General features: G+C 65.5%; 23 protein-coding genes. 5 read left to right on the forward strand and 18 right to left on the reverse strand.

From position 1 onward, the window contains the following. Positions 1 to 56 precede the first annotated feature (56 nt). From pstB to JEY66_RS39315, 11 genes are all read right to left on the reverse strand, one after another. Positions 57 to 875, reverse strand: coding sequence for a phosphate ABC transporter ATP-binding protein PstB (gene pstB / locus JEY66_RS39265; RefSeq protein WP_016844065.1), 819 nt, complete (start codon positions 873 to 875; stop codon positions 57 to 59). Further along, complete coding sequence (gene pstA / locus JEY66_RS39270) at positions 872 to 1,717, reverse strand: phosphate ABC transporter permease PstA (RefSeq protein ID WP_016844064.1); 846 nt, start codon at positions 1,715 to 1,717, stop codon at positions 872 to 874. Before pstA ends, pstB begins: the two co-directional genes overlap by 4 nt. Positions 1,718 to 1,721: 4 nt before the next feature. Then, entirely contained in the window at positions 1,722 to 2,711 is a 990-nt protein-coding gene (gene pstC / locus JEY66_RS39275; protein ID WP_016844063.1) for a phosphate ABC transporter permease subunit PstC, read from the reverse strand. A gap of 229 nt (positions 2,712 to 2,940) precedes the next feature. Continuing rightward, the gene (pstS, locus tag JEY66_RS39280; RefSeq protein WP_016844062.1) at positions 2,941 to 3,951 is read right to left on the reverse strand and encodes a phosphate ABC transporter substrate-binding protein PstS; all 1,011 of its coding nucleotides are present in this window, start codon (positions 3,949 to 3,951) and stop codon (positions 2,941 to 2,943) included. Between the two features lie 136 nt (positions 3,952 to 4,087). After that, positions 4,088 to 5,401, reverse strand: coding sequence for an ATP-binding protein (locus JEY66_RS39285; protein ID WP_026192164.1), 1,314 nt, complete (start codon positions 5,399 to 5,401; stop codon positions 4,088 to 4,090). A gap of 84 nt (positions 5,402 to 5,485) precedes the next feature. Further along, on the reverse strand, positions 5,486 to 6,541 hold the full coding sequence (locus JEY66_RS39290; protein WP_026192163.1) for a putative bifunctional lysylphosphatidylglycerol flippase/synthetase: 1,056 nt from the start codon (positions 6,539 to 6,541) through the stop codon (positions 5,486 to 5,488). Between the two features lie 330 nt (positions 6,542 to 6,871). Beyond that, a complete protein-coding gene (locus tag JEY66_RS39295; protein ID WP_016844059.1) occupies positions 6,872 to 7,102 on the reverse strand; it encodes a SelT/SelW/SelH family protein in 231 nt (76 codons plus the stop codon). An 18-nt stretch (positions 7,103 to 7,120) separates the two neighbouring features. Then, complete coding sequence (locus JEY66_RS39300; protein WP_016844058.1) at positions 7,121 to 8,029, reverse strand: haloalkane dehalogenase; 909 nt, start codon at positions 8,027 to 8,029, stop codon at positions 7,121 to 7,123. After that, positions 8,026 to 8,616 (reverse strand): TetR/AcrR family transcriptional regulator, encoded by a 591-nt coding sequence (locus JEY66_RS39305; RefSeq protein ID WP_016844057.1) that lies wholly within the window; start codon positions 8,614 to 8,616, stop codon positions 8,026 to 8,028. The genes JEY66_RS39300 and JEY66_RS39305 overlap by 4 nt, the downstream gene beginning before the upstream one ends. A 108-nt stretch (positions 8,617 to 8,724) precedes the next feature. After that, positions 8,725 to 9,021: a hypothetical protein gene (locus JEY66_RS39310; RefSeq protein ID WP_016844056.1), complete on the reverse strand. Its 297-nt coding sequence runs from the start codon at positions 9,019 to 9,021 to the stop codon at positions 8,725 to 8,727. 2 nt (positions 9,022 to 9,023) lie between these two features. Continuing rightward, the gene (locus JEY66_RS39315) at positions 9,024 to 10,418 is read right to left on the reverse strand and encodes an OmpA family protein (RefSeq protein WP_026192162.1); all 1,395 of its coding nucleotides are present in this window, start codon (positions 10,416 to 10,418) and stop codon (positions 9,024 to 9,026) included. Positions 10,419 to 10,587: 169 nt separating this feature from the next. Between JEY66_RS39315 and JEY66_RS39320 the strand changes: the two genes are divergently transcribed. Then, on the forward strand, positions 10,588 to 11,646 hold the full coding sequence (locus tag JEY66_RS39320; protein WP_016844054.1) for a polysaccharide deacetylase family protein: 1,059 nt from the start codon (positions 10,588 to 10,590) through the stop codon (positions 11,644 to 11,646). 169 nt (positions 11,647 to 11,815) lie between these two features. Continuing rightward, on the forward strand, positions 11,816 to 12,616 hold the full coding sequence (locus JEY66_RS39325) for an SDR family NAD(P)-dependent oxidoreductase (protein ID WP_026192161.1): 801 nt from the start codon (positions 11,816 to 11,818) through the stop codon (positions 12,614 to 12,616). 299 nt (positions 12,617 to 12,915) lie between these two features. Here the strand turns inward: JEY66_RS39325 and boxB are convergent, their stop codons facing one another. The 4 genes from boxB to JEY66_RS39345 form a co-directional block, all read right to left on the reverse strand. Further along, on the reverse strand, positions 12,916 to 14,367 hold the full coding sequence (gene boxB / locus JEY66_RS39330) for a benzoyl-CoA 2,3-epoxidase subunit BoxB (protein WP_026192160.1): 1,452 nt from the start codon (positions 14,365 to 14,367) through the stop codon (positions 12,916 to 12,918). A gap of 122 nt (positions 14,368 to 14,489) precedes the next feature. Further along, positions 14,490 to 16,178 (reverse strand): 2,3-epoxybenzoyl-CoA dihydrolase, encoded by a 1,689-nt coding sequence (gene boxC / locus JEY66_RS39335; protein ID WP_016844051.1) that lies wholly within the window; start codon positions 16,176 to 16,178, stop codon positions 14,490 to 14,492. 176 nt (positions 16,179 to 16,354) lie between these two features. Beyond that, positions 16,355 to 17,164: an alpha/beta fold hydrolase gene (locus JEY66_RS39340; protein WP_016844050.1), complete on the reverse strand. Its 810-nt coding sequence runs from the start codon at positions 17,162 to 17,164 to the stop codon at positions 16,355 to 16,357. A gap of 146 nt (positions 17,165 to 17,310) precedes the next feature. After that, positions 17,311 to 18,843 (reverse strand): benzoate-CoA ligase family protein, encoded by a 1,533-nt coding sequence (locus JEY66_RS39345; protein ID WP_018269580.1) that lies wholly within the window; start codon positions 18,841 to 18,843, stop codon positions 17,311 to 17,313. Positions 18,844 to 18,941: 98 nt separating this feature from the next. Here JEY66_RS39345 and JEY66_RS39350 point away from each other — a divergent pair, with 98 nt between their 5' ends. Beyond that, on the forward strand, positions 18,942 to 19,916 hold the full coding sequence (locus JEY66_RS39350) for a helix-turn-helix transcriptional regulator (protein ID WP_259171272.1): 975 nt from the start codon (positions 18,942 to 18,944) through the stop codon (positions 19,914 to 19,916). Positions 19,917 to 20,069: 153 nt separating this feature from the next. Here the strand turns inward: JEY66_RS39350 and JEY66_RS39355 are convergent, their stop codons facing one another. Then, positions 20,070 to 20,855, reverse strand: coding sequence for an IclR family transcriptional regulator domain-containing protein (locus JEY66_RS39355; RefSeq protein WP_016841103.1), 786 nt, complete (start codon positions 20,853 to 20,855; stop codon positions 20,070 to 20,072). Positions 20,856 to 20,967: 112 nt separating this feature from the next. On the opposite strand from JEY66_RS39355, the gene JEY66_RS39360 reads away from it, so the two are divergent. Both JEY66_RS39360 and JEY66_RS39365 read left to right on the forward strand, forming a co-directional pair. Next, complete coding sequence (locus JEY66_RS39360) at positions 20,968 to 22,326, forward strand: aromatic ring-hydroxylating dioxygenase subunit alpha (protein WP_018269578.1); 1,359 nt, start codon at positions 20,968 to 20,970, stop codon at positions 22,324 to 22,326. A gap of 211 nt (positions 22,327 to 22,537) precedes the next feature. After that, positions 22,538 to 23,974 carry a glutamine synthetase family protein gene (locus JEY66_RS39365; protein WP_016841105.1) on the forward strand — a complete coding sequence of 479 codons (1,437 nt, stop codon included), beginning with the start codon at positions 22,538 to 22,540 and terminating at the stop codon, positions 23,972 to 23,974. Between the two features lie 156 nt (positions 23,975 to 24,130). Here the strand turns inward: JEY66_RS39365 and JEY66_RS39370 are convergent, their stop codons facing one another. Next, entirely contained in the window at positions 24,131 to 24,844 is a 714-nt protein-coding gene (locus JEY66_RS39370; protein WP_018269577.1) for an ABC transporter ATP-binding protein, read from the reverse strand. After that, positions 24,837 to 25,604, reverse strand: a complete 768-nt coding sequence (locus tag JEY66_RS39375; RefSeq protein WP_026192159.1) for an ABC transporter ATP-binding protein — start codon at positions 25,602 to 25,604, stop codon at positions 24,837 to 24,839. Before JEY66_RS39375 ends, JEY66_RS39370 begins: the two co-directional genes overlap by 8 nt. Position 25,605 lies beyond the last annotated feature (1 nt).

Consider the following 25,605-nt stretch of genomic DNA (forward strand, 5'->3'; position numbering starts at 1 on the left):
CTGAATTTTAGCATGATCCGATCGGAAAACCGGTTCCCACTTTTCCGGATCATGCTCTAGCCGAACCGGCCGGTGATGTAGTCCTGGGTGCGCCGATCGCTCGGTGAGGTGAAGATCTTGTTGGTGTCGTCGAACTCGATCAGCTCACCGAGATACATGAAGGCGGTCTTGTCGGAGACGCGCGCCGCCTGCTGCATGTTGTGGGTGACGATCGCGATCGTGTAGTCCTCGGAGAGCTCCTGGATCAGCTCCTCGACCTTGGCGGTCGAGATCGGGTCGAGCGCCGAGCACGGCTCGTCGAACAGGATCACCTCGGGGCGCACCGCCACGGTGCGCGCGATGCACAGGCGCTGCTGCTGGCCGCCGGAGAGCGACAGGCCGGAGGCGTTCAGCTTGTCCTTGACCTCGTTCCACAGCGCGCCGCCGCGCAGCGCCTTCTCGACCCGGTCGTCCATCTCGGACTTCGAGATCTTCTCGTAGAGGCGGATGCCGAAGGCGATGTTCTCGTAGATCGTCATCGGGAACGGCGTCGGCTTCTGGAACACCATACCGACCCGCGCGCGCAGCAAGTTGAGGTCGAGCTTGGGGTCGAGAATGTTGGTCTGGTCCAGCATCAGCTGGCCGACCGCGCGCTGGCCCGGATAGAGGTCGTACATCCGGTTGAAGATGCGCAGCAGGGTCGACTTGCCGCAGCCGGACGGGCCGATGAACGCCGTGACGCGGTTGGTGCCGAGCGTCAGGTTGATGTTCTTCAGCGCGTGGTGCTCGCCGTAATAGAAGTTGAGGTTGCGCACCGTGACTTTCGGCGGCGCTTCCGGCAGCGGAACCTGGGGAACGTGGCCCGCGGCAGTCGTGGAGACGGAAAGCTCGGTCATTTTGCGGCCCTTTCGGCACCAAGGATACGCGCGCCGATATTCAACGCGAGCACGGTGAATGTGATGAGCAGCGCACCGCTCCACGCCAGCTCTTTCCAGTAGGCGTAGGGGCTCTGCACGAAGTTGTTGATGGTCACCGGCAGGTTGGCCATCGTCTTGGTCAGATCCAGGCTGAAGAACTGGTTCGACAGCGCGGTGAACAGCAGCGGCGCGGTCTCGCCGGCGACGCGGGCGGTCGCCAGCAGCACGCCGGTGATCAGACCCGATCGCGCCGCACGATAGGCGATCCGCTTGATCACCAGCGAACGCGGCAGGCCGAGCGCGGAGGCGGCCTCGCGCAGCGGATTGGGCACCAGGAGCAGCATGTCCTCGGTGGTGCGCAGCACGACCGGGATCACGATCACCGCGAGCGCGAGGCTGCCTGCGATCGCCGAGAAGCCGCGCATCGGCACCACCACCGCGCCATAGATGAACAGGCCGATGATGATCGAGGGCGCGCTGAGCAGGATGTCGTTGATGAAGCGGATCACCGAGGTCAGCTTGTCGTGCTTGCCGTATTCGGCGAGGTAGGTGCCGGCGAACAGGCCGAGCGGCGCGCCGATGCCGACGCCGATCACCGTCATGATGAGCGAGCCGACGATGGCGTTGAGCAGGCCGCCTTCGGTCGAGCCGGGCGGCGGCGTGTTCTGGGTGAACAGCTGCACGCTGAGGCCGGTAAGGCCGTTATAAAGCAGCGTGATCAGGATCAGCGCCAGCCAGGTGACGCCGAACAGCGCCGCGCCGACACAGAGTGCGCGGATGACGATGTCGCTGCGGCGGCGGGATTTGTAGATCGGGTTCATGGCGTTACTTCCCCGCCTTCTTTTCAAGCCGCATCAGCATCAGCCGCGCGCCGGCGAGCACGAAGAAGGTCAGCACGAACAACAGCAGGCCGAGCAGGATCAGGCCGGACTGGTGCAGGCCGTCGCTCTCGGCGAATTCGCTAGCGATCGCCGCCGAGATCGTGGTGCCCGGCGCGAAGATCGACGACGAGATCCGGAACGAGTTGCCGATGATGAAGGTCACTGCCATGGTCTCGCCGAGGGCGCGGCCGAGCGCAAGCATGATGCCGCCGATCACCCCGACGCGGGTGTAGGGGATCACGACGCTGCGAACGACTTCCCAGGTGGTGCAGCCCATGCCGTAGGCGGCCTCCTTCAGCACCGGCGGCACGGTCTTGAACACGTCGACCGAGATCGCGGTGATGAAGGGCAGCACCATGATCGCAAGGATCAGCGCGGCGTTGAACAGGCTGAGATAGGACGGCGGGCCTGCGAACACCGCGCCCAGCACCGGGACGCCCTCGAAGATCCGGATCATGAAAGGCTGGAACGTGTTCGCCAGGAACGGGCCAAGCACGAAGAAGCCCCACATGCCGTAGATGATCGAGGGGATGCCGGCGAGCAGCTCGATCGCGATGCCGATCGGGCGGCGCAGCACTTGCGGGCAGAGCTCGGTGAGGAACACGGCGATGCCGATGCCGACCGGAATGGCGATCAGCATCGCGATGACCGAGGTGATCAGCGTGCCGTAGATCGGGCCGAGCGCGCCGAGCACCGGCGGATCGGCCGAGGGCGCCCAGCGCTGCGTCCAGAGGAAGGCGAAGCCGTATTCCTTCATCGCCGGCCAGGCGCCGACGATCAGCGACAGGATGATGCCGCCGAGGATCAACAGAACCGAAATCGCCGAGATGCGGGTGATCCAATAGAAGGTGAGGTCACCGAGCTTGAAGGCGCTGAGGGCCTTGGCGCGATCGTAAGGTCCCGCGGCTTCCATCACATCGCTCTGAACAGCCATGTCTGCCACGCCAATCCCCTCTTTAGTATGCAAAAGCCACGCAAACCGCTACGCCCCGAAGCGATCTTCACTGACGCATTTGGCCGGGCGTCGTCGTTCCAGCCACGCCCCTTGAGGCGCGAACCCCGGCCTCGATCCCGCGCTTGTTGCCGCGGTGATGGAGACCGGGTCTTGGTCGCTCGACCTGTGCCGCGATCGAGTCGGCACAGGTCCTGTCGCAGCGTCGGACTTAGCTCTTGATGTCCGAGGACCAGGTCTTCTCGATCAGCTTGACGACCGAGTCCGGCATCGGGATGTAGTCGAGCTCTTCGGCCGCCTTGCCACCCTTCTCGAAGGCGTACTTGAAGAACTTGAGCGCTTCCTGCGAGGCCGCCTTGTCGGTCGAGTCCTTGTGCATCAGGATGAAGGTCGCCGCGGTGATCGGCCAGGAGGCTTCGCCCGGCTGGTCGGTCAGGATCACGTAGTAGCCGGGAGCCTTGGCCCAGTCGGCGTTCGACGCCGCGGCCTGGAAGGCGGCGATGGTCGGCTGCACGGTCTTGCCGGCCTTGTTGACCAGCGCGGTGTAGGTCAGCTTGTTCTGCTTGGCGTAGGCATATTCGACATAGCCGATCGCGTTCTTGGTCTGGCTGATGTTGCCGGCAACGCCTTCGTTGCCCTTGGCGCCGACGCCGACCGGCCACTCGACCGCGGTGCCGGAACCGACCTTGGACTTCCAGTCGGCATTCGACTTGGAGAGATAGTCGGTGAAGTTGAAGGTGGTGCCCGAACCATCCGAACGGCGCACGACGGTGATCGCATCGCCCGGCAGGGTCAGCTTCGGGTTGAGCTTGGCGATCGCCGCGTCATTCCACTTGGTGATCTTGCCGAGATAGATGTCGCCGAGCACTTCGCCGGAGAGAACCAGCTCGCCCGACTTGACGCCCTCGACGTTCACGACCGGAACGATCGCGCCCATCACCATCGGCCACTGGACGAGGCCGTCCTTCTCGAGCTGCTCGGCCTTGAGCGGAGCGTCGGTGGCGCCGAAGGTCACGGTCTTGGCCTGGATCTGCTTGATGCCGGCGCCGGAACCGATCGACTGATAGTTCAGGCCATTGCCGGTATCCTTCTTGTAGGCGTCAGCCCACTTCGAATAGATCGGGAACGGAAACGTCGCGCCCGCGCCGGTAATATCGGCAGCGAAGGCCGACGTCGAAGCGGCGACCATGCCGGCTGCGACGATTGCTTTGATGAAATTCATGGGGTGGTCTCCATCCTGTGAGCGAAGCGCCGAATGCGCCCGATCGCGCTCACGCCGGTCCATCTAGGAGCGGTCGGTGCTGCTTTTACGAAGGTTGGATGACAGTTGGATGACAGCGTTAAGCAGCTGAAAACGCTTAGCTTTGGGTTGGTAACGGGGTCTTCGGCCGAGGAAAACAGGCGGTAAAAGCGGCGCCGTTCTTCGGCACGCTCTCGATCAAAAGGCGCCCGCGATGACGGTTAAGAATATGTTTCACCAGCGATAATCCGAGGCCCGTTCCGCCCTGGTTACGGCTGTCGCCGACGTCGACCCGGTAGAAGCGCTCGGTCAACCGCGGCAGGTGCTCCGGGGCGATGCCGGGGCCGAAATCCCGTACCATGACACGGATTTCGGGAGCCCCCTCGCCCGATGCGCCCGAAACGGCCTGATTCAGCGACACTATGACGCGGCCCCCGGAGGCACCGTATTTGAGGGCGTTCTCGATCAGGTTCTCGAACAGGCGGAGCAGTTCCTCGCGGTCGCCGGCAATCATGACCGGGGCCTGAGGCAGGTCGACCTCGATTTCGACCTGGCGCTCGCTGGCCAGTGCCTCGAGCCCGTCCGCGACCTGGCGGATGATCGGCACGACATCGATCGAGGCCTCGGGCCGCACATGGGCCGACAGCTCGACCCGCGACAGCGACAGCAAATCGTCGATCAGCCGCGCCATGCGGGTCGCCTGGGTGTGCATGATGCCGAGGAAACGCTCGCGCGCCCGCGCGTCCTCGCGCGCCGGCCCCTGCAGCGTGTCGATGAAGCCGGACAAGGCGGCGAGCGGCGTGCGCAGCTCGTGGCTGGCATTGGCGACGAAGTCGGCGCGCATCTCCTCGACCCGGCGCAGCGGCGTCAGGTCGTGGAAGGTCATCAGCATGCACTTCTCGGTGCCGCCGAACTGGGTCGGCACCGGCACCGGCGTGATCACCAGTTCCATCCAGCGATCGACCGGAACGTGGTCGGTGTAGGTGGCGCGGCGCGGCTCGGTGGTCGCGATCGCCTCGCGCAGCGCGGTGATGATCTCCGGCGAACGCAGGGCAAATTGCGCCAGTTCGTTCTTGCGCAGCGCGGGCGCGAGCTGCGCCGCGGCGGTGTTGAGATGGATGACGCGGCCGGCGCGATCGAGCAGCACGGCCGGGTCCGGCATGCCGGCGACGACCGCGCTGACGGCGGCGGCCTCGACCGGATTGACGCCGCGGACATCCTCGCGCGAGGTTCCGGCATCATGCAGCCGCCATGGCACCAGCGCCGCGGCCGCGATGCAGACGAACACGGCGCTGGCGCGCACCAGCGACAATTCGCCGAGCGCGACCACCACGCTCAAGGCCAGCGCCGCGGCAAGCAGGATCAGCGCGGAGTGGCGCAACCGGTCGGGCCAGGGCGAGAAGATTGAGGAAGATGAATCGTCAATTGCCATCGCGGCGGCTTTCATCCCGTCGGTTCATGTCTCGCCCAGGTGCGGTCACATCGACCTTCCCTCGGGAGGCATCGGGCCGCTTCATCAGACCCCGGAGTCACCGCGCTTGCGAACCAGAACCGCCTCATGGTGCGGCTCGGCGCGGGGACCCGAATCAGCCTGCGGCAGCCGTTTGAGTCGGGCGCCGACGATAACCTCCCGAAACGTCAGCAAGATTACAGATATGACGAACGGCGCAATATAGTAGAGCAGCCGGAACAGCAGCATACCGCCGAGCAGGTCCTCGCGGTCCATCTGCCAGAGGCCGACCAGCATGGCGGCGTCGAACACCCCGAGGCCGCCGGGGGAGTGGCTGGCGAAGCCGAGCAGGGTCGCCGACACGAAGATGACCGCGACCACGACGAAGCCGAGATTTGGCTCGTCCGGCACCAGCACGTACATCGCCAGCGCGCAGAAGCCGAGGTCGAGGATGCCGATCGCGATCTGCAGCAGCGTCAGCGGGCCGCCCGGCAGGGTCACCGTCCAGGGGCCGCGGCCGACCACCCGCGGCTGGGTCCAGACCCAGACCACATAGGCGACCAGCGCGGTGATGATCGCGAATGCCAGCGCCCGGTTGAGCCAGGGCGGCAGCTGGTCGATGTTGGCGGCGGCCTCCGGGTGGTAGGCGATGCCGAGCCCGAGCACGGCGGCATTGCCGAGCCAGAAGGTGAGCCCGGCGAGAAAGCAGATCTTGGCGACGTCGATCGCGTTCAACCCCCACGCCGAATAGATCCGGTAGCGCACCGCGCCGCCGGTGAAGACGCTGGCGCCGACATTGTGGCCGATCGAGTAGGAGGTGAAGGCCGCGAGCGCGTTGATGCGGTAAGGTACATGGGCGTGGCCGATCGCGCGCACCGCGAACAGATCGTAGAAGGTCAACGTGAAGTAGCCCGCCGCGACGAACAGTCCAGCCAAGGCAATCTGCCGCGGCTCGGTGCTCTTGATGGCCTCGAGCACCTCGTTGGTGTCGATGCCGCGCAGCATGTGATACAGGACGTAGCAGGCGATGCCGATGACGGCGATGCTGATGACAACACCCAGCCGATGCAGGATTTGCTTCTGGCGCAGAAACGCCATCGCCCTGCGTATTGCTTCCAGCATCTAGACCTCGAATTGCGATCCCGCGACGACGGCTCCCGGGCGAACTCCGCCGGCGCTTCGCTGTGCCCTGGCCCGTGTAGCGCGTTTTAAACCGGAGTGGAATTCGTCAAAAGACAATAAAACGCGCATCTTCAAGATATTAGGGATGATTCATGACAGCGGGTGCACAAATATGCGCGTTTCCCGCCGCCTTCGACAAGACTTGACATGCGCGTGCGGCAGTTAGCCCGCCGAACGGCTCGCAAGGCCATCCGGAAAACTACGGTGAAGCACCGGCCCGGCCGAATAGAGAATGATCTTCCGCTACCCGGCCGACACGCGCTTCGCTGATCATCGATCCCGCGCGGCCGTGACCGCGGCGACGATCTCGGCGGCATCGGGAAAATGTCCCTTGGCGCGCCTGGCGACCACCTCGTCGCCAAGCTTGACCTCGAAGATGCCGCCCTTGCCGGGGATCAGCGTCGCATCGACGCCAAGGCGCTCGCGCAACAGCGCCGCGGCCTCTTTCGCACGCTTCTCATAGCCGCACGGCCGGCAAAAGGTGATCGAGACATTCCTCATGTCACGCCCTCCGTGCTCTCATGCGGCATGGCGCTGCGCGGAGGCGGCCTCGACGCCGGCGATCCAGCCGGCCACAGAACGGCCGATCGTCTCCGGATGATCCTCCTGCAGATAGTGCGCGCCGGCGCCGAGTTGAATGACTGCGCAATGCCTGAGCGTCTTGGCGAATTCGGCAGCAAAGGTCGGTGACACCAGCGCCCCGGGCGTGCCCACGAACAGCAGCTTCGGATAGGTCGATGCCGCGAGCGCCGCATGCGCCACCGTGAGCGCCTGCGCGACATCGGCCGGCTCGCCGGCGATCGGCAGTTCGCGCGGCAGCATCAAGGTCGGCTTGCGGCTCTCGCGCGTCGCAAACGGCGCGCGGTAGGCGGCCATCTCCTCCTCGCTGAGCGTGCGCAGGATCGAGCCGGGCAGCACGCGTTCGACGAACGCATTGTTGTCGAGGACCATCGCCTCGCCCACGCCCGGCGTACGGAATTTCCGGAACGTCTCCCGCGCGGCGTCGTGCTGGTGGAAGTCCGACCAATCGCGCATCGGGCGGATGAACTCCATGAAGGCGAGCCCGCGCACCAGTTGCGGACGGCGTGCCGCGAGGTGAAAGGCAAGCGCCGTGCCCCAGTCCTGGGCGACGAGATAGGCCGAGGCGATGCCGAGTTCGTCGATCAGCGCGTCGAGATAGTCCGCCTGGTCGAAGAAGCGATAGCCGATGTCGGGCTTGCCGGACTGGCCGTAGCCGATCAGGTCGGGCGCGATGCAGTGCCCGACAGGGGCGACCAGCGGCATGATATTGCGCCAGATGTAGGACGACGTCGGATTGCCGTGCAGGAACAGCACGTGCGGCGCGTCGCCGCGGCCGGTCTCGCAGTAGGCCATCGTAGACCCGAGCACGGCGCGATGATGCAGGCTGATATCGGCGGATATGGTCATGGCAACTCCTTGAACACGGTTTGGAATGCGATCGTCTTGAAGCGTGTCAGCGCAGCCTCGCTGCGTTCGACCTTCATGCGCAGCATCGCGCCCTGCCAGGATGCGAGCAGGAAATCGGCCAGCTGATCGGGATCGAAGTCGGCGGCGATCTCGCCGGTGGCCTGAGCCTCCGCGATGCACGCCGCAAACGGCGCGCGCCATTCCCGGAAGATGTCGTCGAGCTGCTCGCGCAGCATCTCGCTCGAGCCCGACGCCTCGAGGCTGAAATCGCCGATCAGGCAGCCTCGTGTGAAGCCGTCATGCGCGAGCTTGCCGGTGATCAGATCGAGATAGCTTCTCAGCCTTTCGCGCGGCGTCAGCGTCGTGTCGCCCAGCGCTTCGGCGACGAGGCCGCGGACATAAAGGAAGTAGCGGTCCAGCACCTCGGACGCGAACAGCTCCTTCGAGCGGAAATGGTTGGTGAAGGAGCCCTGCGGCGCGCCGGCGGCGGCGGTGACGTCACGCACGCTGGTGCCGTGATAGCCGGTCCGGAACATTTCCTTCAGGCCGGCGTCGAGGATGGCATCGCGGAGAGAGGGTTTTGGCATGGGCTAGATTTAATACGTACGTACGTATTAACGTCAAGCGCTAAAATGAACACGGCTCGCCCTGCGCTTGGCGACGCCGCTCAGGCCTGCCGGATCAAGAGGTTGCGGTCAGCTCGCGGGCTTGCTGCGCGAAACCACCCAGTCGCGCAGCCAGGAGCCGATCGCGCAGCCGACGAGATAGAGCGCGAACATGACCAGGAAGAGATCGAGCCAGTAGCCGAACCGGCCGGGCACGATCCGCGCGAACGACGTCGCCACCAGCGCGGCGGCGAGCAGCGCCAGCCAGCGCATCCAGACCTTCGAGACGCCCTGCGCCCGATGCACCACCGCGATCCAGCCCATGCAGAAGCCGAGCAGCGCCGCGCCGAGCAGCCAACCCCAGAAGAATGTCGCGAGCACGGTCATCGCTACTTCACCACGAATTCGATGCGGCGGTTCTGCGCCTTGCCGTCTTCACTCTCGTTGCCGGCCAGCGGCTGCGCACTGCCATAGCCGATCGGCGTGAAGCGGCTGGCAGGCAGACCGGCGCGCACGAGGTAGTCCACCACGGCCTGCGCGCGCCGCTCCGACAGCGCCTGGTTGGCGGCCTCCTCGCCGTCGCTGTCGGTATGGCCGGCGATCTCGATCGTCGCATTGGGACAGCGCAGCGCGGTCTCGATCAGGCGGTCGAGCAGGCCGGCGGAATCCGGCACGATGTCGGCCTTCCCCGACTCGAAGCGGATCTTGCCCTTTGAGAGGATTTCGGAAAACAGCTGCTGGCACACCGTGGGATCGACCGGGGCCGCCGCCGGCTTGACCGTGACCTCGGCCTTGTACTGCCAGCCCTGCGGAAAATCCTTGCCGAGCCCGTCGCGGATCTGGCCGGCGGCGGCATCGTAGAGCGCATCGCCCGACAGCTTCACCTCGCGGTCCGATACCACCAGCGTTCCGGTCGACAGCCGCGACAGTGCGCCGAGCGCCGGCACCACCGCGGCGGCGAAACCCGACGGCGCGCCGATGCTGGCCTTGAGATTGTCGACCACCTTCTCGCTGAAGAACTTGCGGCCGGCGGCCGCGACCAGCGCGGCATGCACGTTGTTGTCGGGGACGTAGCCGGTCAGCGTCAGCGTCACCGCGACCGGGTCCTTGTAGGCCTGGAACACGTAAGGCGGCGCCTTGATGTCGTTGGCGGCGATCGAATAGCCTTCCGGCAGGTTCTTCAGCGCCGCAGCGACCGCTTCGCGTCCGCCGAGCTCGCGCGCCATGCCGACGAGGGCAACCTTGTTGTCGGTCAGCGTGATCTTGCCTTCCTTCAGCTTGCCGATCTGGTCGAGCAACAGCAGCGCCGCCGCGTCGAACCGCGACGGCGCGCCGCGGGCGAGCACCATCTGATCCACCACCTCGACACCGCCGAGGCTGGCCTTCGCGGCCTCGGTCAATTTGCCTTTACTCGACGGCAGCGGCGCATTTCCGCCAAGCGTGACCCGCACCACGTCGCGTTCGGCGGACCAGACAAAGGGCTTGGCTTCGGGAACAAGGCGGGTCTCGTCGTTGACCAGCCGCACGCCAGGCACGGCTTCGACCGACGCCACCGCGCTGAGACGGCCGTCCTCGGAGAAGGCGTTGGCCGCGAACGTCACATCGCGGCCGTCGACGCTGATGCGGCGCTTGTCGAGAACGGTGTCCTTCAGTGCGGCATTCGAGCGCGCGGCAAGGTCCGCTTCGACCGTTGCGGTGCTCGTCCAGGCCGCAATACCCCAAAACACGACCAGTGGAATCACCCCCGGCCACCACTTGCTACTCCACTTGAAAAGTCCGTGCATTCAGCGTCCTGCGGGGTCGGGAACCAGAGAGAAAACAAACCCTTGGCTGACTGTCAAACCCCAAATGACGCGCCATGGCGGGGGCGCCATGTCGGACCGGGATAACAGTTTCTTCAGTGGTCTTTCGCTAAGTTTGCCGCGGAATGCAAATCGGCCGGCCAGCGCCCTCATGAAACAACTCCGCAACACCGTGATCCGTGCCGGCATGGAGGCGTTGTATTTCTCGGGTGCGCATATCCTGCTGCGGCCGATCTTCGCCGGCGTCGGTGCCATCTTCATGCTGCATCACGTCCGCCCGCGGCGCGGCGATGCGTTCCAGCCGAACCATCATCTCGAGGTCACGCCGGACTTCCTGCGCGCGATGCTGACGCATCTGCGCGCGCTCGACGTCGACGTGATCAGCATCGACGAGGCGCATCGCCGTCTCAGCGAACGGAATTTCGCGCGCCGCTTCGCCTGCTTTACCTTCGACGACGGCTATCGCGACAACCGCGACTTCGCACTGCCTGTGATGCGCGAGTTCGGCGCCCCGTTCACGGTCTATGTCGCGAGCGATTTCGCCGAGGGCTGCGGCAGATTGTGGTGGATCGCGCTGGAGCGGGTGATCGCGGCCGCGTCCACGATCGAGGTGCCGATCGACGGCGCCATGACGGGGATCGACACCGCGACACCGCAGGCCAAGCGTACTGCTTTCGGCCGCATGCACGACTGGCTGCGTTCACTGCCCGGCGAGCAGGAGATGCAGGCCGAGATCTCCGCGCTGTGCGCCCGTCACGGCGTCGACGAGACCGGCATCGCGCGCGAGCTCTGCATGTCCTGGGACGAGTTGCGCGGCTTTGCCGGCGATCCGCTGGTCACGATCGGCGCGCACACCATCACCCATTGCAATCTCGCCAAGCAGAGCGAGACGATCGCATCGTTCGAGCTCGCGACCAGCCGGGCGCGGATCGAGGATGCGCTGCAGCGGCCGGCGCTGCATCTCGCCTATCCCTATGGTGACCGGATCGCCGCCGGGCAGCGTGAATTCGCCCTCGCCCGGTCGATCGGCTTTCGGACCGCGGTGACGACGCGGCCGGGCATGCTGTTTCCCGAAAGCGCCGACCATCTGACCGCCTTGCAGCGGGTCTCGCTGAACGGCAATTACCAGGACGCGCGCCTGCTGCCGGTGCTGACATCAGGCGCCGCCACCGCCGTATGGAACGGCTTTCGCCGCATCGACGCGGCGTGATCCGCCTTCCGTAGCCCGGATGCAGCGAAGCGCAATCCGGGGCAATCGTGTCCGCGGATAGCATTTTCCCGGATTTCGCCCCGCTGCATCCGGGCTACGGGCAGCTTCCCTCTCCTTGACTCGATCCCCGGCCGCGCCCAGAACCACTGGCAACGCAATGGAGGAGCGCATGTTCAAGGATCTGTTCTCGCTGAAGGGCCGCGTCGCATTGGTGACCGGAGGATCGCGCGGCATCGGCAAGATGATCGCGGCCGGCTTCCTCGCGCAGGGTGCCGCCAGGGTCTATATCACCGCGCGCAAGGCAGGTCCCTGCGAGGCGACCGCGCAGGAGCTGTCCGCCGCCTATGACGGCGAATGCATCGCGCTGCCGATCGACATCTCGACCGTCGAGGGCTGCGAGAAGCTCGCGGGCGAAATCATCAAGCGCGAGCCGAAGCTCGACATTCTCGTCAACAATGCCGGCGCGGCCTGGGGCGCGGATTTCGACGAATTTCCGGAGAGCGGCTGGGACAAGGTGATGGACCTCAACGTCAAGTCGATCTTCTTCCTGACCAAGGCGCTGGCCAAGCCGCTGCGCGCGGCGGCGACGCACGACAAGCCGGGCAAGGTGATCAACATCGCCTCGATCGACGGCATTTTCGTCAACCCGATGGAGACCTATTCCTATGCCGCCAGCAAGGCCGCGGTGATCCATCTGACGCGCCGCATGGCGACCCGCCTGATCAAGGACAACATCAACGTCACCGCGATCGCGCCCGGCGCCTTCAAGTCGGACATGAACCGCGCCGCGCGCGACCACGCCGACGAAGTCGCCAAGCGCGTGCCGGCGAAGCGCGTCGGCAGCGACGAGGACATGGCGGGCACCGCGATCTACCTCGCCTCGCGCGCCGGCGACTATGTGGTGGGCACTACCATCGCGGTCGATGGCGGCGTGGTCTACGCGACCGCGGGGCTGGAGATCGCGGGGTAAGCGCGACGGAAGCGCCCCCCTCGCCCCGCTCTTGCGGGGAGAGGGCTGGGGTGAGGGGCTGTCTCCACACAACTCGGCGGCAATTGAACTCGCTGAAGCTCCCCCTCGCCCGGAACACATCTAGCGATGCGTTCCGACCTCTCCCGCACGCGGGGCGAGGTAAAGCGGGGTCCGTTGCGCGGTTCGAAGTCGCGTCATCCCGCGCTAGCGAACTCTCAAAAAGAAAAGGGGCAAGCCAGGACCTTCTCGGCTTACCCCTTTTCGGCCCCTCCGGGAGGAGAGGAACTGCTAGCTGACGATCAGCTCTCGATCCTCACATATTCGAAGTCGCCGGGCTTGTTGTCGATGCCGACCTTGGGCGGCGAGATCCAGGAGGCGAACTGGCCGGGTTCGGTCACCGGCTTCATCAGCGAGGCGATGAAGTCGCCGTCCGCGGTCGACGGCAGCCAGTCGTTCTTGCGCTTGGCCCAGGTGGCGTCGTCGATCAAGAGGCCATCGGGCGTCGCATGGACGTCCTTGAACTCGCCGATCTGGCGGTGGAAGGCGGTGTTCGGCACCGCCAGCTTGTAGTCGATGCCCGCGGTCGAGATCACCTTGTTCCAGCGCAGCATGCCCTTGACGCAATCCTGCGTGTAGTCGTCGCGCAGCCGCATGTTGAGCGCGGTCAGCGCCGGCTCGTCGACCATCTTGATCTGGCCGTCCACCATCTTCATGACCGGATAGGTCGAGCTCTTGAGCTGGTGGTCGTCGTCGATCGTGGTCTCCTTGTAGCGGCCCTTGATGCCGGCGTTGAAGGCATTGGCCGCGTTGGTCGACACTTCCGAGCCGAACAGGTCGAGCGACAGCGAATAGTGCAGGTTCAGCTTCTTCTGGATGGTCGGCAGGTCGATCACGCCAAGCGCGCGGACCTTGGCAATGTCGTTCGGATCGGTGATGCCGGCTTCCTTCATCGCATCGCAGGTGCGCTGCACGACGCGGGTGATGCCGGTCTCGCCGACGAACATGTGGTGGGCTTCCTCGGTCAGCATGAAGCGGCAGGTGCGCGACAGCGGATCGAAGCCCGACTGCGCCAGCGAATGCAGCTGCATCTTGCCGTCACGGTCGGTGAAGTAGGTGAACATGAAGAACGACAGCCAGTCCGGCGTCGCCTCGTTGAAGGCCCCCAACATGCGCGGGCTGTCCGCGTCGCCCGAGCGGCGGCGCAACAAATCATCCGCCTCCTCGCGGCCGTCGCGGCCGAAATACTTCTGCAGCAGATAAACCATCGCCCAGAGATGGCGGCCTTCCTCGACATTGACCTGGAACAGATTGCGCATGTCGTAGAGCGACGGCGCGGTCTTGCCGAGGTGGCGCTGCTGCTCGACCGAGGCCGGCTCCGTGTCGCCCTGGATCACGATCAGGCGGCGCAGCATCGCGCGGTGCTCGCCGGGGACTTCCTGCCAGGCCGGCTTGCCGTAGTCTTCGCCGAACGGGATGACGCGGTTCTCTTCCTGCGGCGCAAGGAGAATGCCCCAGCGATATTCGGGCATCCGCACGTAATCGAACTTGGCCCAGCCGCGCGGATCGACCGAATAGGCGGTGCGCAGATAGACCAGCGACTCCTGGAAGCCCTCGGGGCCCATGTCGCTCCACCAGTCCATGTAGCCGGGGTGCCAGCCCTCCAGCGCCTTGAGCACCTGGCGGTCCTCGGCGAGATTCACGTTGTTCGGAATCTTGGTCGAGTAATCGACGTTCATGATGTTCATGTTCATGGCAGCCTCCTTTTCATCCTGGCTCGCATCTTGCTCCGCCGTCATCCTGAGGAGCGCGCTCGCGCTCGCACCTCCAGCGACAATGGCGAAGCCATTGCGCGGGGATGACGGCGGTGTTTGCTCTAAACCCTCGTCATGTCGAATTGCGCCTTCTGGCCGGTGCCGTAGCGGCGCAGTGCGCCGTCCTCACCGACCGCGTTCGGCCGCTGGAAGATCCAGTTCTGCCACGCGGTGAGGCGGGAGAAGATCTTCGATTCCATGGTCTCGGGACCGACGAAGCGCAGATTGGCTTCCATGCCGGTGAGGCCGTCGGGCGAGAACGAGGTGCGCTCCTCGAAGAACACACGGACCTCGTCGTCCCAGTCGATGTCGTCGAGCGCGAAGGTGACGAGGCCGAGCTCCTCGGCCTCCTCTGCGTCGAGCGCCTTGCCGATCGCGCCTTGCGCGCGCTCGATATCCGACGGGTCGGCCTGGAAGCGCGATTGCAGCCGGGTCAGGCCGTGGCTCATCGGATAGGGCCCGAAATTCATCGCCGTCAGCTCGATCGCCGGTGGCGGACGGTTGTCGCCCTGCTTCTGGCCGATCAGCATGTAGGAGCGGTCGGCGGCGAACACGAGCTCGGCCAGCGTGCCGACGAAGCAGGAGCCGGGCTCGACCAGCGTCACCAGCGTGCGCGAGGTGACGTCGATGCGCTTGAGCACGCGCTTCCAGTAATGCCTGATCTCGTTGACCAGCCAGTGCGCCTTGTTGGCCTCCAGGAACGCGTCATAGGACACGACATTGGCGCGGTCGCCATGGCTCTTGAACACCAGCATCGCGATCTCGAGCTCGTTGATGCGCAGATGCAGGATCGCATCATCAAGTTCACGCGCGACCTGCAGCGGCCAGAACGCAGCGCCCTGCGCGATCATGCCGTCGATGCCGGCGGGCGCTGCGGTCTCCGGCGCCTTGATCGAGATGGTGGCGATGCGCGCTGCGCGATCGATGTCGACGCTGACGAAGCCGTAGCGGATCGCGCTGTCGTCGATGGTCCGCGTCAGCGGCGCCAGCGCAATGCCTTTGCCGGTGCCGTTGCGCTTCGACCTCGCGGCGAATTCCTTGACGCGCTCGGCCAGCTTGCCCTCAAGCTTGGAGTTCGGCGCAATCTCGTCGACCAGGCGCCAGGAGACGGCGCGCTTGCCCTTGATGCCTTCCTCGATGGTACAGAAGAAATCGGCGTGGTCGCGGCGCACCTTGCGCTTGTCGACGACGCGCGTGAGCCCGCCGGTGCCCGGCAGCACCGCGAGCAGCGGCACTTCCGGCAGTGCGACGGCGGCAGCGCCGTCGTCGGCCATCATGATGTGGTCGGTGGCGAGCGCGAGCTCATAGCCGCCGCCGGCCGCGGTGCCGTTGACGACAGTGATGAAGCTCTGACCGGAATTCTCGCTGGAGTCTTCGAGGCCGTTGCGGGTCTCGTTGGTGAATTTGCAGAAGTTGACCTTGTGGGCGTGGGTCGAGCCCGCCAGCATGCGGATGTTGGCGCCGGCGCAGAACACGCGGTTCTTGCCCGAGCGCATCACCACGACCTTCACCTCGGGATGCTCGAAGCGCAGCCGCTGCACGGCGTCCGCAAGCTCGATGTCGACGCCGAGATCGTAGGAATTCAGCTTGAGCTGGTAGCCCTCGAACAGGCCGGCGTTCTCGTCGACGTCCATGGTCAGCGTCGCGACGTCGCCGGCGACGTCGAGCTTCCAGTGCCGGTAGCGCGACGGGTCGGTCTGGAAGTCGATGTACTTCGCCCCGCCTGCAAGGACGCGATCGTCACCAGCCATGGGCCACCCTTATCTGTTGTCTTGCCGTTGTTCGTTTGAAGGTTCGTCGTCGAGGTCTTCATGCACAATAATGCATGTTTTGGATCCGGTCTAGTTTAAAACGCAAAAACATGCATTTTTTTTCATGTTCGCAAAATTCACTCGCTCGGCCAATGACCTGGCATCGGCACCAAAGGTCAGGCGGCCAGTGCCGGGTCGTCGCGCAGCGCCGCGCCGGCGAATTCGGTGACCGCCTCGAGCGTCACTGCGGGCGCCTCGCGATGCGGCGAGTGGCCGGCGCCAGCGATGGCCACGACGTCGACCGGGCAGTAGCACTCCTCCTGGGCGATCTCGACCTGGCGCATCGTGCCGTACTGGTCGGCCGCGCCCTGCACGATCAGCACCGGCACGCGGATATAGGCGAGATAGTCGGAGATATCCCAGTCGCGGAATGCCGGATCGAGCCAGGCACCGTTCCAGCCATAAAAGGCGTTGTCGACGTCCTTGTGCCAGCGCGCCAGCTTCTCCTTCAGATTGGTGGTCTCATACGCCGTCTTGATCTCGGCGATCGACGTCACCGAAATGTCCTCGACGATGAAGTGCGGCGCGAGCAGCGCAAGGCCGTGCAGGCGATGATCCTGATGCGCGCCGGCATAGATCGCCGCAATCGACGCGCCGTCGGAATGGCCGAGCAGCAAGCCGCGGCGGAAGCCGATCCGATCGAGCAGCTTCGGCAGCACGTCGAGCGCCTCGCGATGCATGTAGTCGACCGGACGCGGCAGCTTCGCCGGCGTTGATGCGCCATATCCTGCGCGCGAATAGGCGAACACGCCGGCGCCGGTCGCCGCCTGCAGCTTCTCGGGGAAGTCGCCCCACAGCCCGACCGAGCCGAGGCCTTCGTGCAGCATCACGATGGTCGGCGCCGCGTCCGGCGAGGGACCGATCATGCGGTATTCGAGCTCGGCGCCGTCGATGCTGAGGAAGCGTGAGGGTGTTAGGTTTTGCATGCTGGAACCTTCCTCATCGTCGTCCCGGCGAAGGCCGGGATCCATAACCACAGGCGTTAGTTGTTGCGCAAAGCCGTTGAACAGCGTCTCTCGAAACGAAGGCCGCGGCGTATGGGTCCCGGCCTTCGCCGGGACGACGCGAGGAGCTAGTGCTCGTGTTCCCGCAACTTGAATCGCTGGATCTTCCCGGTCGCCGTCTTCGGCAGATTGTCGACCACATCGATCCAGCGCGGATATTTCCACGGGCCGATCTTCTGCTTGACGTGTTCCTTCAGCGCCTCGTGCAGGCCGGCGGCCGAGCTTTCGGGCCGCAGCACCACATAGGCCTTCGGCTTCAGCAGGCCTTCCGGATCGGCTTCCGGCACCACGGCGGCTTCCAGCACCGCAGGATGGGTGATCAGCGCGCTCTCGACCTCGAACGGCGAGACCCAGATGCCCGAGACCTTGAACATGTCGTCGGCGCGGCCGCAGAAGGTGTAACGGCCGTCGGCATCGCGTGTGTACTTGTCGCCGGTGCGGGTCCACGCGCCCTCGAAGGTGGCGCGGCTCTTGGCGCGCTGATTCCAGTAGCTCTCGCCGGCCGAGGGCGCATCGACCAGCAGCTCGCCGACCTCGCCGTCCGCGACGTCGGCACCAAGCTCGTTGACCAGCCGCACCTTGTAGCCGGGCACCGGACGGCCGGACGAGCCGTATTTGATGTCGCCGGGCGCGTTCGACAGAAAGATGTGCAACAGCTCGGTCGAGCCGACGCCGTCGAGGATGTCGACGCCGAACCGCGCGCGCCAGGCATTGCCGACCGATTCCGGCAGTGCCTCGCCGGCCGAGGTGCAGACGCGCAGGCGATTGCCCGCGGCTTGCGCCTTCATCGCCTCGTCGTTGAGCATCGCCGCAAACAGCGTCGGCACGCCGAAGAAGATGCTGGGATGATATTTGTTCATCAGCGCGAACATCACCGCCGGCGTCGGCCGCTCGAAATTTAGCACCGTCGAGGCGCCGACCGACATCGGGAAGGTCAGCGCATTGCCGAGCCCGTAGGCGAAGAACAGCTTTGCCGCCGAGAGGCCGACATCATCCTCGCGGATCCCGAGCACCTGCTTGGCGTAGGTTTCCGCGGTGGCCGCGAGATTGGAATGCAGATGGCGCACGCCCTTCGGCATGCCGGTCGAGCCCGACGAATAGAGCCAGAATGCCGGCTCATCGGCATGGGTCGGCGCGGTGGCGAACACGTCGCTCTCGCGCGCGATCTCGTCGGACAACTTGTTGTGGCCGTGCGCATCCTTGCCGGAGACCACGACATGCTCGAGGTCGGGCATCCGCGCGATGATGTCCTTCACGACCGGCAGCAGCGCCTCCGACACGAACAGCACGCGGGCTCGGCAATCACCGAGGATGTAGGCGTATTGCTCGGCGGTCAGCAGCGTGTTGAGCGGCACCGGCACCACGCCGGCGCGGATCGCGCCCAGAAACACGATCGGGAAATCGACCGTGTCCAGCATGATCATGGCGACCCGCTCCTCACGGCGGACGCCGAGCCGGCGCAGCATGTTGCCGACGCGGCGGGTCTGCTGCTGCAACTGGCCATAGGTGATTCGCGACACCGTATCGTCGAACACGACCTTGTCGCCGCGGCCTTCATCGACGTTGCGGTCGAGCAGCCAGGAGACCGCGTTGTAAGTCATGCTCCGCTCCTCGCACCCGGACGTGCCACGCTTCCCTCTCCTGTGAATTTAAGAATTATAATTCATACAAAGCCACTACGTTGGCTTGCTGTCAATCCTTGTCGGCACTATGTTTCCTAGAACCTCGGTCTGATTCAGTCAGGACCGCGCGTCGCACAGGGATCATGACCGCAGCCAACGACCCGGAAACCGACTTCCTCGAACAGCTCGGCCAGCGCGTGCGCACCATGCGCGCCCTGCGCGGCATGTCGCGCAAGGTGCTCGCCAAGGTTTCCGGCATTTCCGAACGCTACATCGCCCAGCTCGAAAGCGGCAAAGGCAATGTCTCGATCGTGCTGCTGCGCCGTGTCGCAGGCGCGATGGGCGCGCATCTCGAGGACCTGATCCCCTCCAGCGAGCCCGTGCCGGACTGGGCCGTGATCCGCGACCTCCTCCGCAAGGCATCGCCGAACCAGATCGCGCAGGCCAAGGACATGCTGGCCGGCAGCAGCCCGCTGGCGCCACGCCGCGCCTCCTTCTCCGGGATCGCGCTGATCGGCCTGCGCGGCGCCGGCAAGACCACGCTCGGGCGGATGCTGGCGAAGAAGATCGGCTGGAGCTTTGTCGAGCTCAACAAGGAGATCGAGGCGCAGAACGGCCTCTCGGTTGCCGAGATCATCGCGCTGTACGGCCAGGAAGGCTTTCGCCGCATGGAGCAGGCCGCGCTGACGCAGCTGCTGGCGCGGAAGGAATTGATGGTGCTGGCGACCGGCGGCGGCATCGTCTCCGAGGCGCTGACCTTCGACCTCATCCTGTCGTCGTTCTACACGATCTGGCTGAAGGCCGAGCCGGAAGAGCACATGGCCCGCGTCCGCCGCCAGGGCGATCTGCGCCCGATGGCCGACGACCGCTCGGCGATGGCGGAATTGCGCAACATCCTGGTCAGCCGCGAGCCGCTCTACGCCCGCGCATCCGCGGTGGTCGACACCGCCGGGCTTTCGGTCGACGCCGCCGCCGCGCGGCTGATCGATTCGGTGCGGCCGGTGCTGCAGAACGAGGCGCGCTCGTTCGGCCTGCGCAGCGTGGCGCTGTAAGCGGACAACCACTACCGCGTCACAACCGCTTCATCCCCTCATCCTGAGGAGCTTGCGCAGCAAGCGTCTCGAAGGACGAGGCCACTAGCCGGGCCTCATGGTTCGAGACGCGCTTCGCGCTCCTCACCATGAGGGATCTCCAACGCAATGGACCTACAGCAGCCGGCTCTTCACATCCTCAGCGCCCTCGCGCAGCAACGGCAGGAAGCGGTCGATCAATTCCTTGGCCGGCACACGATCGACATGCGCGCCCATGTTGATCGCGGCGACGATGGTGCCGTCGTAGCGGTGCACCGGCACCGAGATCGAGCGGAAATGCGGCTCGGCCTCGCGATCGACCAGTGAATAGCCCTGCGCGCGATCGGCGATGATGGTGGCGAGCAGCTTCTTCGGATCGGTGACGGTCTGCGACGTCACCGGATCGCGGCGCATCGCCTTCAGCCGCGCCGCGAGCTCGGCATCGGTGAGCCGGCCGAGCATCGCGCGGCCGACCGAGGTGCAGAACGCCGGCAGCCGATAGCCGATGTCGAGGCCGGCGGAGAACACCCGGGTCGGGCTCGAGCGCGCCACGAACACCACGTCGTCGCCGTCGAGCAAGGCCAGCGAGGCGATCTCCTGCGCTGCGGTCGCGATGCGGTCGAGCACCGGCTGCAACACCGTCACCACCTGGTTGGATTGCAGGAACGAGCCCGCCAGCGTCAGCACATGCGGCGTCAAGGTGAACAGCTTGCCGTCGGTGGCAACGAAGCCGCCATGCGCGAGCGTGAACAGGATGCGGCGCGCGGTGGCGCGCGGCAGATCGGCGGCACGCGCCAGATCGCTCAGCGTTGCCGGGCCAGACACGGTGCCGAACACCTGCAGCAGGCGCAGGCCGCGATCGAGCGCCTCGACGAAATCGGTGGCGCGCTCGTCCTGGTCGGTCCGTTTCAGCTTGGGCATGAGGCTCGGCTTTTGAACGGTTCAAAAATTGCGCTTGCTGTCCGAAACAGACATGGCATAATTCGCACATTCGTTCAATAGGCGAACAAATCCAAGTCCGGGAGACGCCGCCATGATGAGCCAGGAAGCGAACGATCTGATCACCCGCACCGGGCGCAAGGACCCCTGCGGCAAGCTGATGCGGAGCTACTGGCAGCCGGCGGCGCTGGTGGATGAATTGGACGGGCCGCGCCCGGTACGGCCGGTCCGGCTGCTCGGCGAAAATCTGGTGCTGTTCCGCGGCGAGGACGGAAGCTACGGGCTGATCGATCGCCACTGCGCGCATCGCGGCGCCGACCTCGCCTTCGGCCGGCTGGAGAATGGCGGGCTGCGCTGCGCCTTCCATGGCTGGCTGTTCGATACGAGCGGCCAGTGCATCGAGACGCCGGCGGAGCCGGCCGGCTCGCAGCTCTGCAAGGGCATCAAACAGCGCTCCTATCCCGTGGTCGAGAAGAGCGGCATCCTGTGGGCTTATCTGGGCGAAGGCGCCCCGCCCGCCTTTCCGGAGCTCGACTGCTTCGTCGCGCCCGGCAGCCACACGTTCGCGTTCAAGGGCCACATGAACTGCAACTGGCTGCAGGCGCTCGAGGTCGGCATCGATCCGGCGCACGCCTCCTACCTGCATCGCTTCTTCGAGGACGAGGACACCTCGGCGGCGTACGGCAAGCAATTCCGCGGCGCCTCGGCCGGCAGCGACATGCCGATGACCAAGATCCTGCGCGAATACGACCGGCCGATCATCAATGTCGAGCACACCGAATACGGCCTGCGCCTGATTGCGCTGCGCGAGCTCGACGCGGAGCGCACCCATGTGCGCGTCACCAACCAGCTGTTCCCGCACGGCTTCGTCATCCCGATGTCGACCGAGATGACGATCACGCAGTGGCACGTGCCGGTCGACGACGAGAATTGCTACTGGTATGCGATCTTCACCAGCTACGCGGCCCCGGTCGACAAGCAGAAGATGCGCGACCAGCGGCTCGAGCTCTATACGCTGCCCGACTACAAGTCGCGCAAGAACAAGAGCAACGATTACGGCTTCGATCCGCACGAGCAGGCGACCGAGACCTATACCGGCATGGGCACCGACATCAACGTGCACGACCAGTGGGCGGTGGAATCGATGGGCCCGATCCAGGACCGCACCAACGAGCATCTCGGCCAGAGCGACAAGGCGATCGTGCAGTACCGCCGCCTGCTGCGGCAGGAGATCGAGAAGGTTGCTGGCGGCGAGAAGCCGATGCTGTTCCTCGACGAGGCCTCCGCGCGCAGCATCCAGGGCCCGGCCACGATGGACGGCATCGGGCCGACCCAGGGCTGGGAGCTCTACTGGATGGAGGTCGACGTCAAGCGCCGCCGCGGCGCGCCGTGGGCCGCTCCCGTGCCGCGCGAGATCGCCGGCAAGGTGCATCATCTGACGGCGGCGGAGTGATGATGGTTTCGGTGACGCGGCACGATATCCTTCACCTCGCCCCGCTTGCGGGGAGAGGTCGGATCGCGTCAGCGATCCGGGTGAGGGGGTACAGGTCTATCGATAGATCGAATCGGCGGAGAGAGTTCCTCACCCCGACCCTCTCAGGGCGAGCTTTGCTCGTCGCGGCCCCGCGAAGAGCGAGGCGAGGGAGAAACAAAGGAGTGATGCGGTGAGTTTCGTCGAGCGTCACGGCCTGTGGTCGGATGAGCAGAAGGAGGCCGCACAGCGCCTCCGCCGCCTCGTCGAGGAGACGAACCTCGAAGTCATCCGCCTGTCGTTCCCCGACCAGCACGGCATCCTGCGCGGCAAGACGCTGATCGCCGGCGAAGCGGTGCGCTCGCTCGAGGGCGGCTGCTCCATCACCACGACGATGCTCGCCAAGGACACCTCGCACAAGACGGTGTTTCCGGTGTTCACATCAGGCGGCGGCTTCGGCATGAAGGAGATGGAGGGCGCGGCCGACGTGCTGATGGTCGCCGACCCCACCACGTTCCGCGTGCTGCCCTGGGCGCAAAACACCGGCTGGCTGCTCTGCGACCTCTATTTCAGCGACGGCCGGCCGGTGCCGTTCGCGACCCGCAACCTCTATCGCAAGGTGCTCGATCAGCTCGGCGGCCGCGGCTACGATTTCGTCGCCGGCCTCGAGGTCGAATTCCATCTGTTCAAGCTCGACGACGCCCACATGGCGCCGGAGGATGCCGGCCAGCCCGGCCGGCCGCCGTCGGTCAGCCTGCTGTCGCACGGCTATCAATACCTCACCGAGCAGCGCTACGATCTGATGGAGCCGGCGCTCGAGATCATCCGCCGCGACGTCCTCGCGCTCGGCCTGCCCTTGCGCTCGGTCGAGGTCGAGTTCGGCCCCAGCCAGTGCGAATTCACCTTCGCACCCACCGTGGGACTCGAGCCGGCCGATACCATGGTGCTGTTCCGCTCGGCGGTGAAGCAGATCGCGCGCCGCCACGGCTATCACGCGACCTTCATGTGCCGGCCGAAACTGCCGAACGTGTTCGCGAGCGGCTGGCACCTGCACCAGTCGCTGGTGTCGCGCGGGAGTGGCGAGAACGTCTTCATGGCCAAGGAGACGGGCGAGCCGCTCAGCGCGCTCGGCCGCGCCTGGCTGGCGGGTCTGATTGAGCACGCCCGGGCCTCGACAGTGTTCACGACGCCGACCATCAACGGCTACAAACGCTACCGCTCCTATTCGCTGGCGCCGGACCGCGCGATCTGGGGCCGCGACAACCGCGGCGTGATGATCCGCGTGCTCGGCGGCACGAATGATCCGGCAACCCGGCTGGAGAACCGGATCGGCGAGCCGGCGGCGAATCCGTATCTCTATATGGCTTCGCAAATTCTTTCCGGCCTCGATGGCGTCGATCGCAAGCTCGATCCAGGTCCATCCGCCGACACGCCCTACGAGACCAAAGCCGCGCTGCTGCCGAAGTCGCTGCGCGAGGCTGTGTTCGCGCTCAACGACGATCCGTTCTTCCGCCAGGCGCTCGGGCCGGAGTTCGTGGACTATTACGTCTTCATCAAGAACGCGGAGATCGAACGCTTCCAGGCCGAGGTGTCGGACTGGGAGCACCGCGAATATTTCGAGATGTTTTGACCTCGCCGCGGCACCACCCTTGGACCCGTCACCCTGAGGAGCGCGAAGCGCGTCTCGAAGGGTCGACGGCCACCAGCCGGGCCGTGCATCCTTCGAGACGCGCGAAGACGCGCTCCTCAGGATGACGGGGATGGAGTGAGCGCACCTGCTCCCGCCTCAAATCCCCAGATACTTGTGCTGCAGATCCGGCTCGGCGATCAGCTGCTCGCTCGTCCCGCTCCACACCGTCTTGCCGCGCTCGATGATGTAGTGGCGATCGGCGATGCGGGCGAGGTTGCCGACATTCTTGTCGATCACCAGCACCGACTGCCCGCGTCCCTTCAGCATCGACAGGCAGCTCCAGATCTCGTCGCGGATCAGAGGCGCAAGGCCTTCGGTCGCCTCGTCGAGGATCAGCAGCTTCGGGTTGGTCATCAGCGCGCGGCCGATCGCGAGCATCTGCTGCTCGCCGCCCGACAGCGTGACGCCCATATTGCCCGTGCGTTCGGCGAGCCGCGGAAACAGCGCGTGGATCTTGTCGATGGTCCACGGATCGGAGGCACCGAGGCGATTGCCTGACGCGGCGACGAGATTTTCGCGCACCGTGAGGTTGGGGAAGATCTGGCGGCCTTCCGGCACCAGGCCGATCCCGAGCTTTGCGATCTTGTAGGACGGCAGGCCGCGCACCGCCTCGCCGGCGAAGCGGATGGCACCCGATCGCGCCGGCGTCAGGCCCATGATCGAGCGGATCGTCGTGGTCTTGCCCATGCCGTTGCGGCCCATCAGCGCGACCATCTCGCCCGACTTGATCTTGAGCGACAGGCCGAACAGCACCTGGCTCAAGCCATAGCAAGTCTCGATGCCATCCACTTCAAGCAGTGTCTCAGCCATGGCGCGTCACCGCATGCTGTTCGCCGAGATAGGCGCGCTTGACCTCGTCGTGCTTGCGGATCGCGTCCGGCACGTCGCAGGCGATGACGCGGCCATAGACCAGCACCGTGATGCGGTCGGCCAGCGCGAACACCGCCTCCATGTCGTGCTCGACCAGCACGATGGTGACTTCCTTGCGCAGCTCCTTCAGCAGCGCGACCATCCGCGCCGATTCGGTGACGCCGAGCCCGGCCATCGGCTCGTCCAGCAGCAACAGTTGCGGCCTGGTGGCAAGCGCGACCGCGAGTTCGAGTTCGCGCTGCTCGCCGTGGCTCAATTGCGAGACCACGATATCGGCGCGCGCGCCGAGGCCGACGCGCTCCAGCGCCGCACGCGCGGACTCGCGCAGATGCCGTTCCTTGCGCGCATTGCCCCAGAAGCGGAACGAGTGGCCGTCATGCGCCTGCGCCGCCAGCGCGACATTGTCGATCGCGGAAAAATCCTTCAGCAGCGAGGTGATCTGGAACGAGCGCGCCAGCCCGAGCCGGCTGCGCTTGTAGGACGGCAGGTTCGTGACGTCGCGGCCGGCAAAGCGGATGGTGCCGGAGTTCGGCATCACCTGCCCGGTGAGCTGGCTGATCAGCGTGGTCTTGCCGGCGCCGTTGGGGCCGATGATCGCGTGCAGTTCACCGGGCACCACCTCCATCGAGAGGTTGTCGGTCGCGGTGATGCCGCCGAAGCGACGGACCAGATTGTCGACGCGGAGCAAGGGATCAGGCAAG

The sequence above is a fragment of the Bradyrhizobium elkanii USDA 76 genome (assembly GCF_023278185.1).
GTDB lineage: Bacteria > Pseudomonadota > Alphaproteobacteria > Rhizobiales > Xanthobacteraceae > Bradyrhizobium > Bradyrhizobium elkanii.

What these genes read in the sequence shown, in the direction of transcription:
- pstB (WP_016844065.1), bottom strand. Translation starts at nt 875, where the DNA reads ATGACCGAGCTTTCCGTCTCCACGACTGCCGCGGGCCACGTTCCCCAG.
- pstA (WP_016844064.1), bottom strand. Translation starts at nt 1,717, where the DNA reads ATGAACCCGATCTACAAATCCCGCCGCCGCAGCGACATCGTCATCCGC.
- pstC (WP_016844063.1), bottom strand. Translation starts at nt 2,711, where the DNA reads ATGGCTGTTCAGAGCGATGTGATGGAAGCCGCGGGACCTTACGATCGC.
- pstS (WP_016844062.1), bottom strand. Translation starts at nt 3,951, where the DNA reads ATGAATTTCATCAAAGCAATCGTCGCAGCCGGCATGGTCGCCGCTTCG.
- JEY66_RS39285 (WP_026192164.1), bottom strand. Translation starts at nt 5,401, where the DNA reads ATGGCAATTGACGATTCATCTTCCTCAATCTTCTCGCCCTGGCCCGAC.
- JEY66_RS39290 (WP_026192163.1), bottom strand. Translation starts at nt 6,541, where the DNA reads ATGCTGGAAGCAATACGCAGGGCGATGGCGTTTCTGCGCCAGAAGCAA.
- JEY66_RS39295 (WP_016844059.1), bottom strand. Translation starts at nt 7,102, where the DNA reads ATGAGGAATGTCTCGATCACCTTTTGCCGGCCGTGCGGCTATGAGAAG.
- JEY66_RS39300 (WP_016844058.1), bottom strand. Translation starts at nt 8,029, where the DNA reads ATGACCATATCCGCCGATATCAGCCTGCATCATCGCGCCGTGCTCGGG.
- JEY66_RS39305 (WP_016844057.1), bottom strand. Translation starts at nt 8,616, where the DNA reads ATGCCAAAACCCTCTCTCCGCGATGCCATCCTCGACGCCGGCCTGAAG.
- JEY66_RS39310 (WP_016844056.1), bottom strand. Translation starts at nt 9,021, where the DNA reads ATGACCGTGCTCGCGACATTCTTCTGGGGTTGGCTGCTCGGCGCGGCG.
- JEY66_RS39315 (WP_026192162.1), bottom strand. Translation starts at nt 10,418, where the DNA reads ATGCACGGACTTTTCAAGTGGAGTAGCAAGTGGTGGCCGGGGGTGATT.
- JEY66_RS39320 (WP_016844054.1), top strand. Translation starts at nt 10,588, where the DNA reads ATGAAACAACTCCGCAACACCGTGATCCGTGCCGGCATGGAGGCGTTG.
- JEY66_RS39325 (WP_026192161.1), top strand. Translation starts at nt 11,816, where the DNA reads ATGTTCAAGGATCTGTTCTCGCTGAAGGGCCGCGTCGCATTGGTGACC.
- boxB (WP_026192160.1), bottom strand. Translation starts at nt 14,367, where the DNA reads ATGAACATGAACATCATGAACGTCGATTACTCGACCAAGATTCCGAAC.
- boxC (WP_016844051.1), bottom strand. Translation starts at nt 16,178, where the DNA reads ATGGCTGGTGACGATCGCGTCCTTGCAGGCGGGGCGAAGTACATCGAC.
- JEY66_RS39340 (WP_016844050.1), bottom strand. Translation starts at nt 17,164, where the DNA reads ATGCAAAACCTAACACCCTCACGCTTCCTCAGCATCGACGGCGCCGAG.
- JEY66_RS39345 (WP_018269580.1), bottom strand. Translation starts at nt 18,843, where the DNA reads ATGACTTACAACGCGGTCTCCTGGCTGCTCGACCGCAACGTCGATGAA.
- JEY66_RS39355 (WP_016841103.1), bottom strand. Translation starts at nt 20,855, where the DNA reads ATGCCCAAGCTGAAACGGACCGACCAGGACGAGCGCGCCACCGATTTC.
- JEY66_RS39360 (WP_018269578.1), top strand. Translation starts at nt 20,968, where the DNA reads ATGATGAGCCAGGAAGCGAACGATCTGATCACCCGCACCGGGCGCAAG.
- JEY66_RS39370 (WP_018269577.1), bottom strand. Translation starts at nt 24,844, where the DNA reads ATGGCTGAGACACTGCTTGAAGTGGATGGCATCGAGACTTGCTATGGC.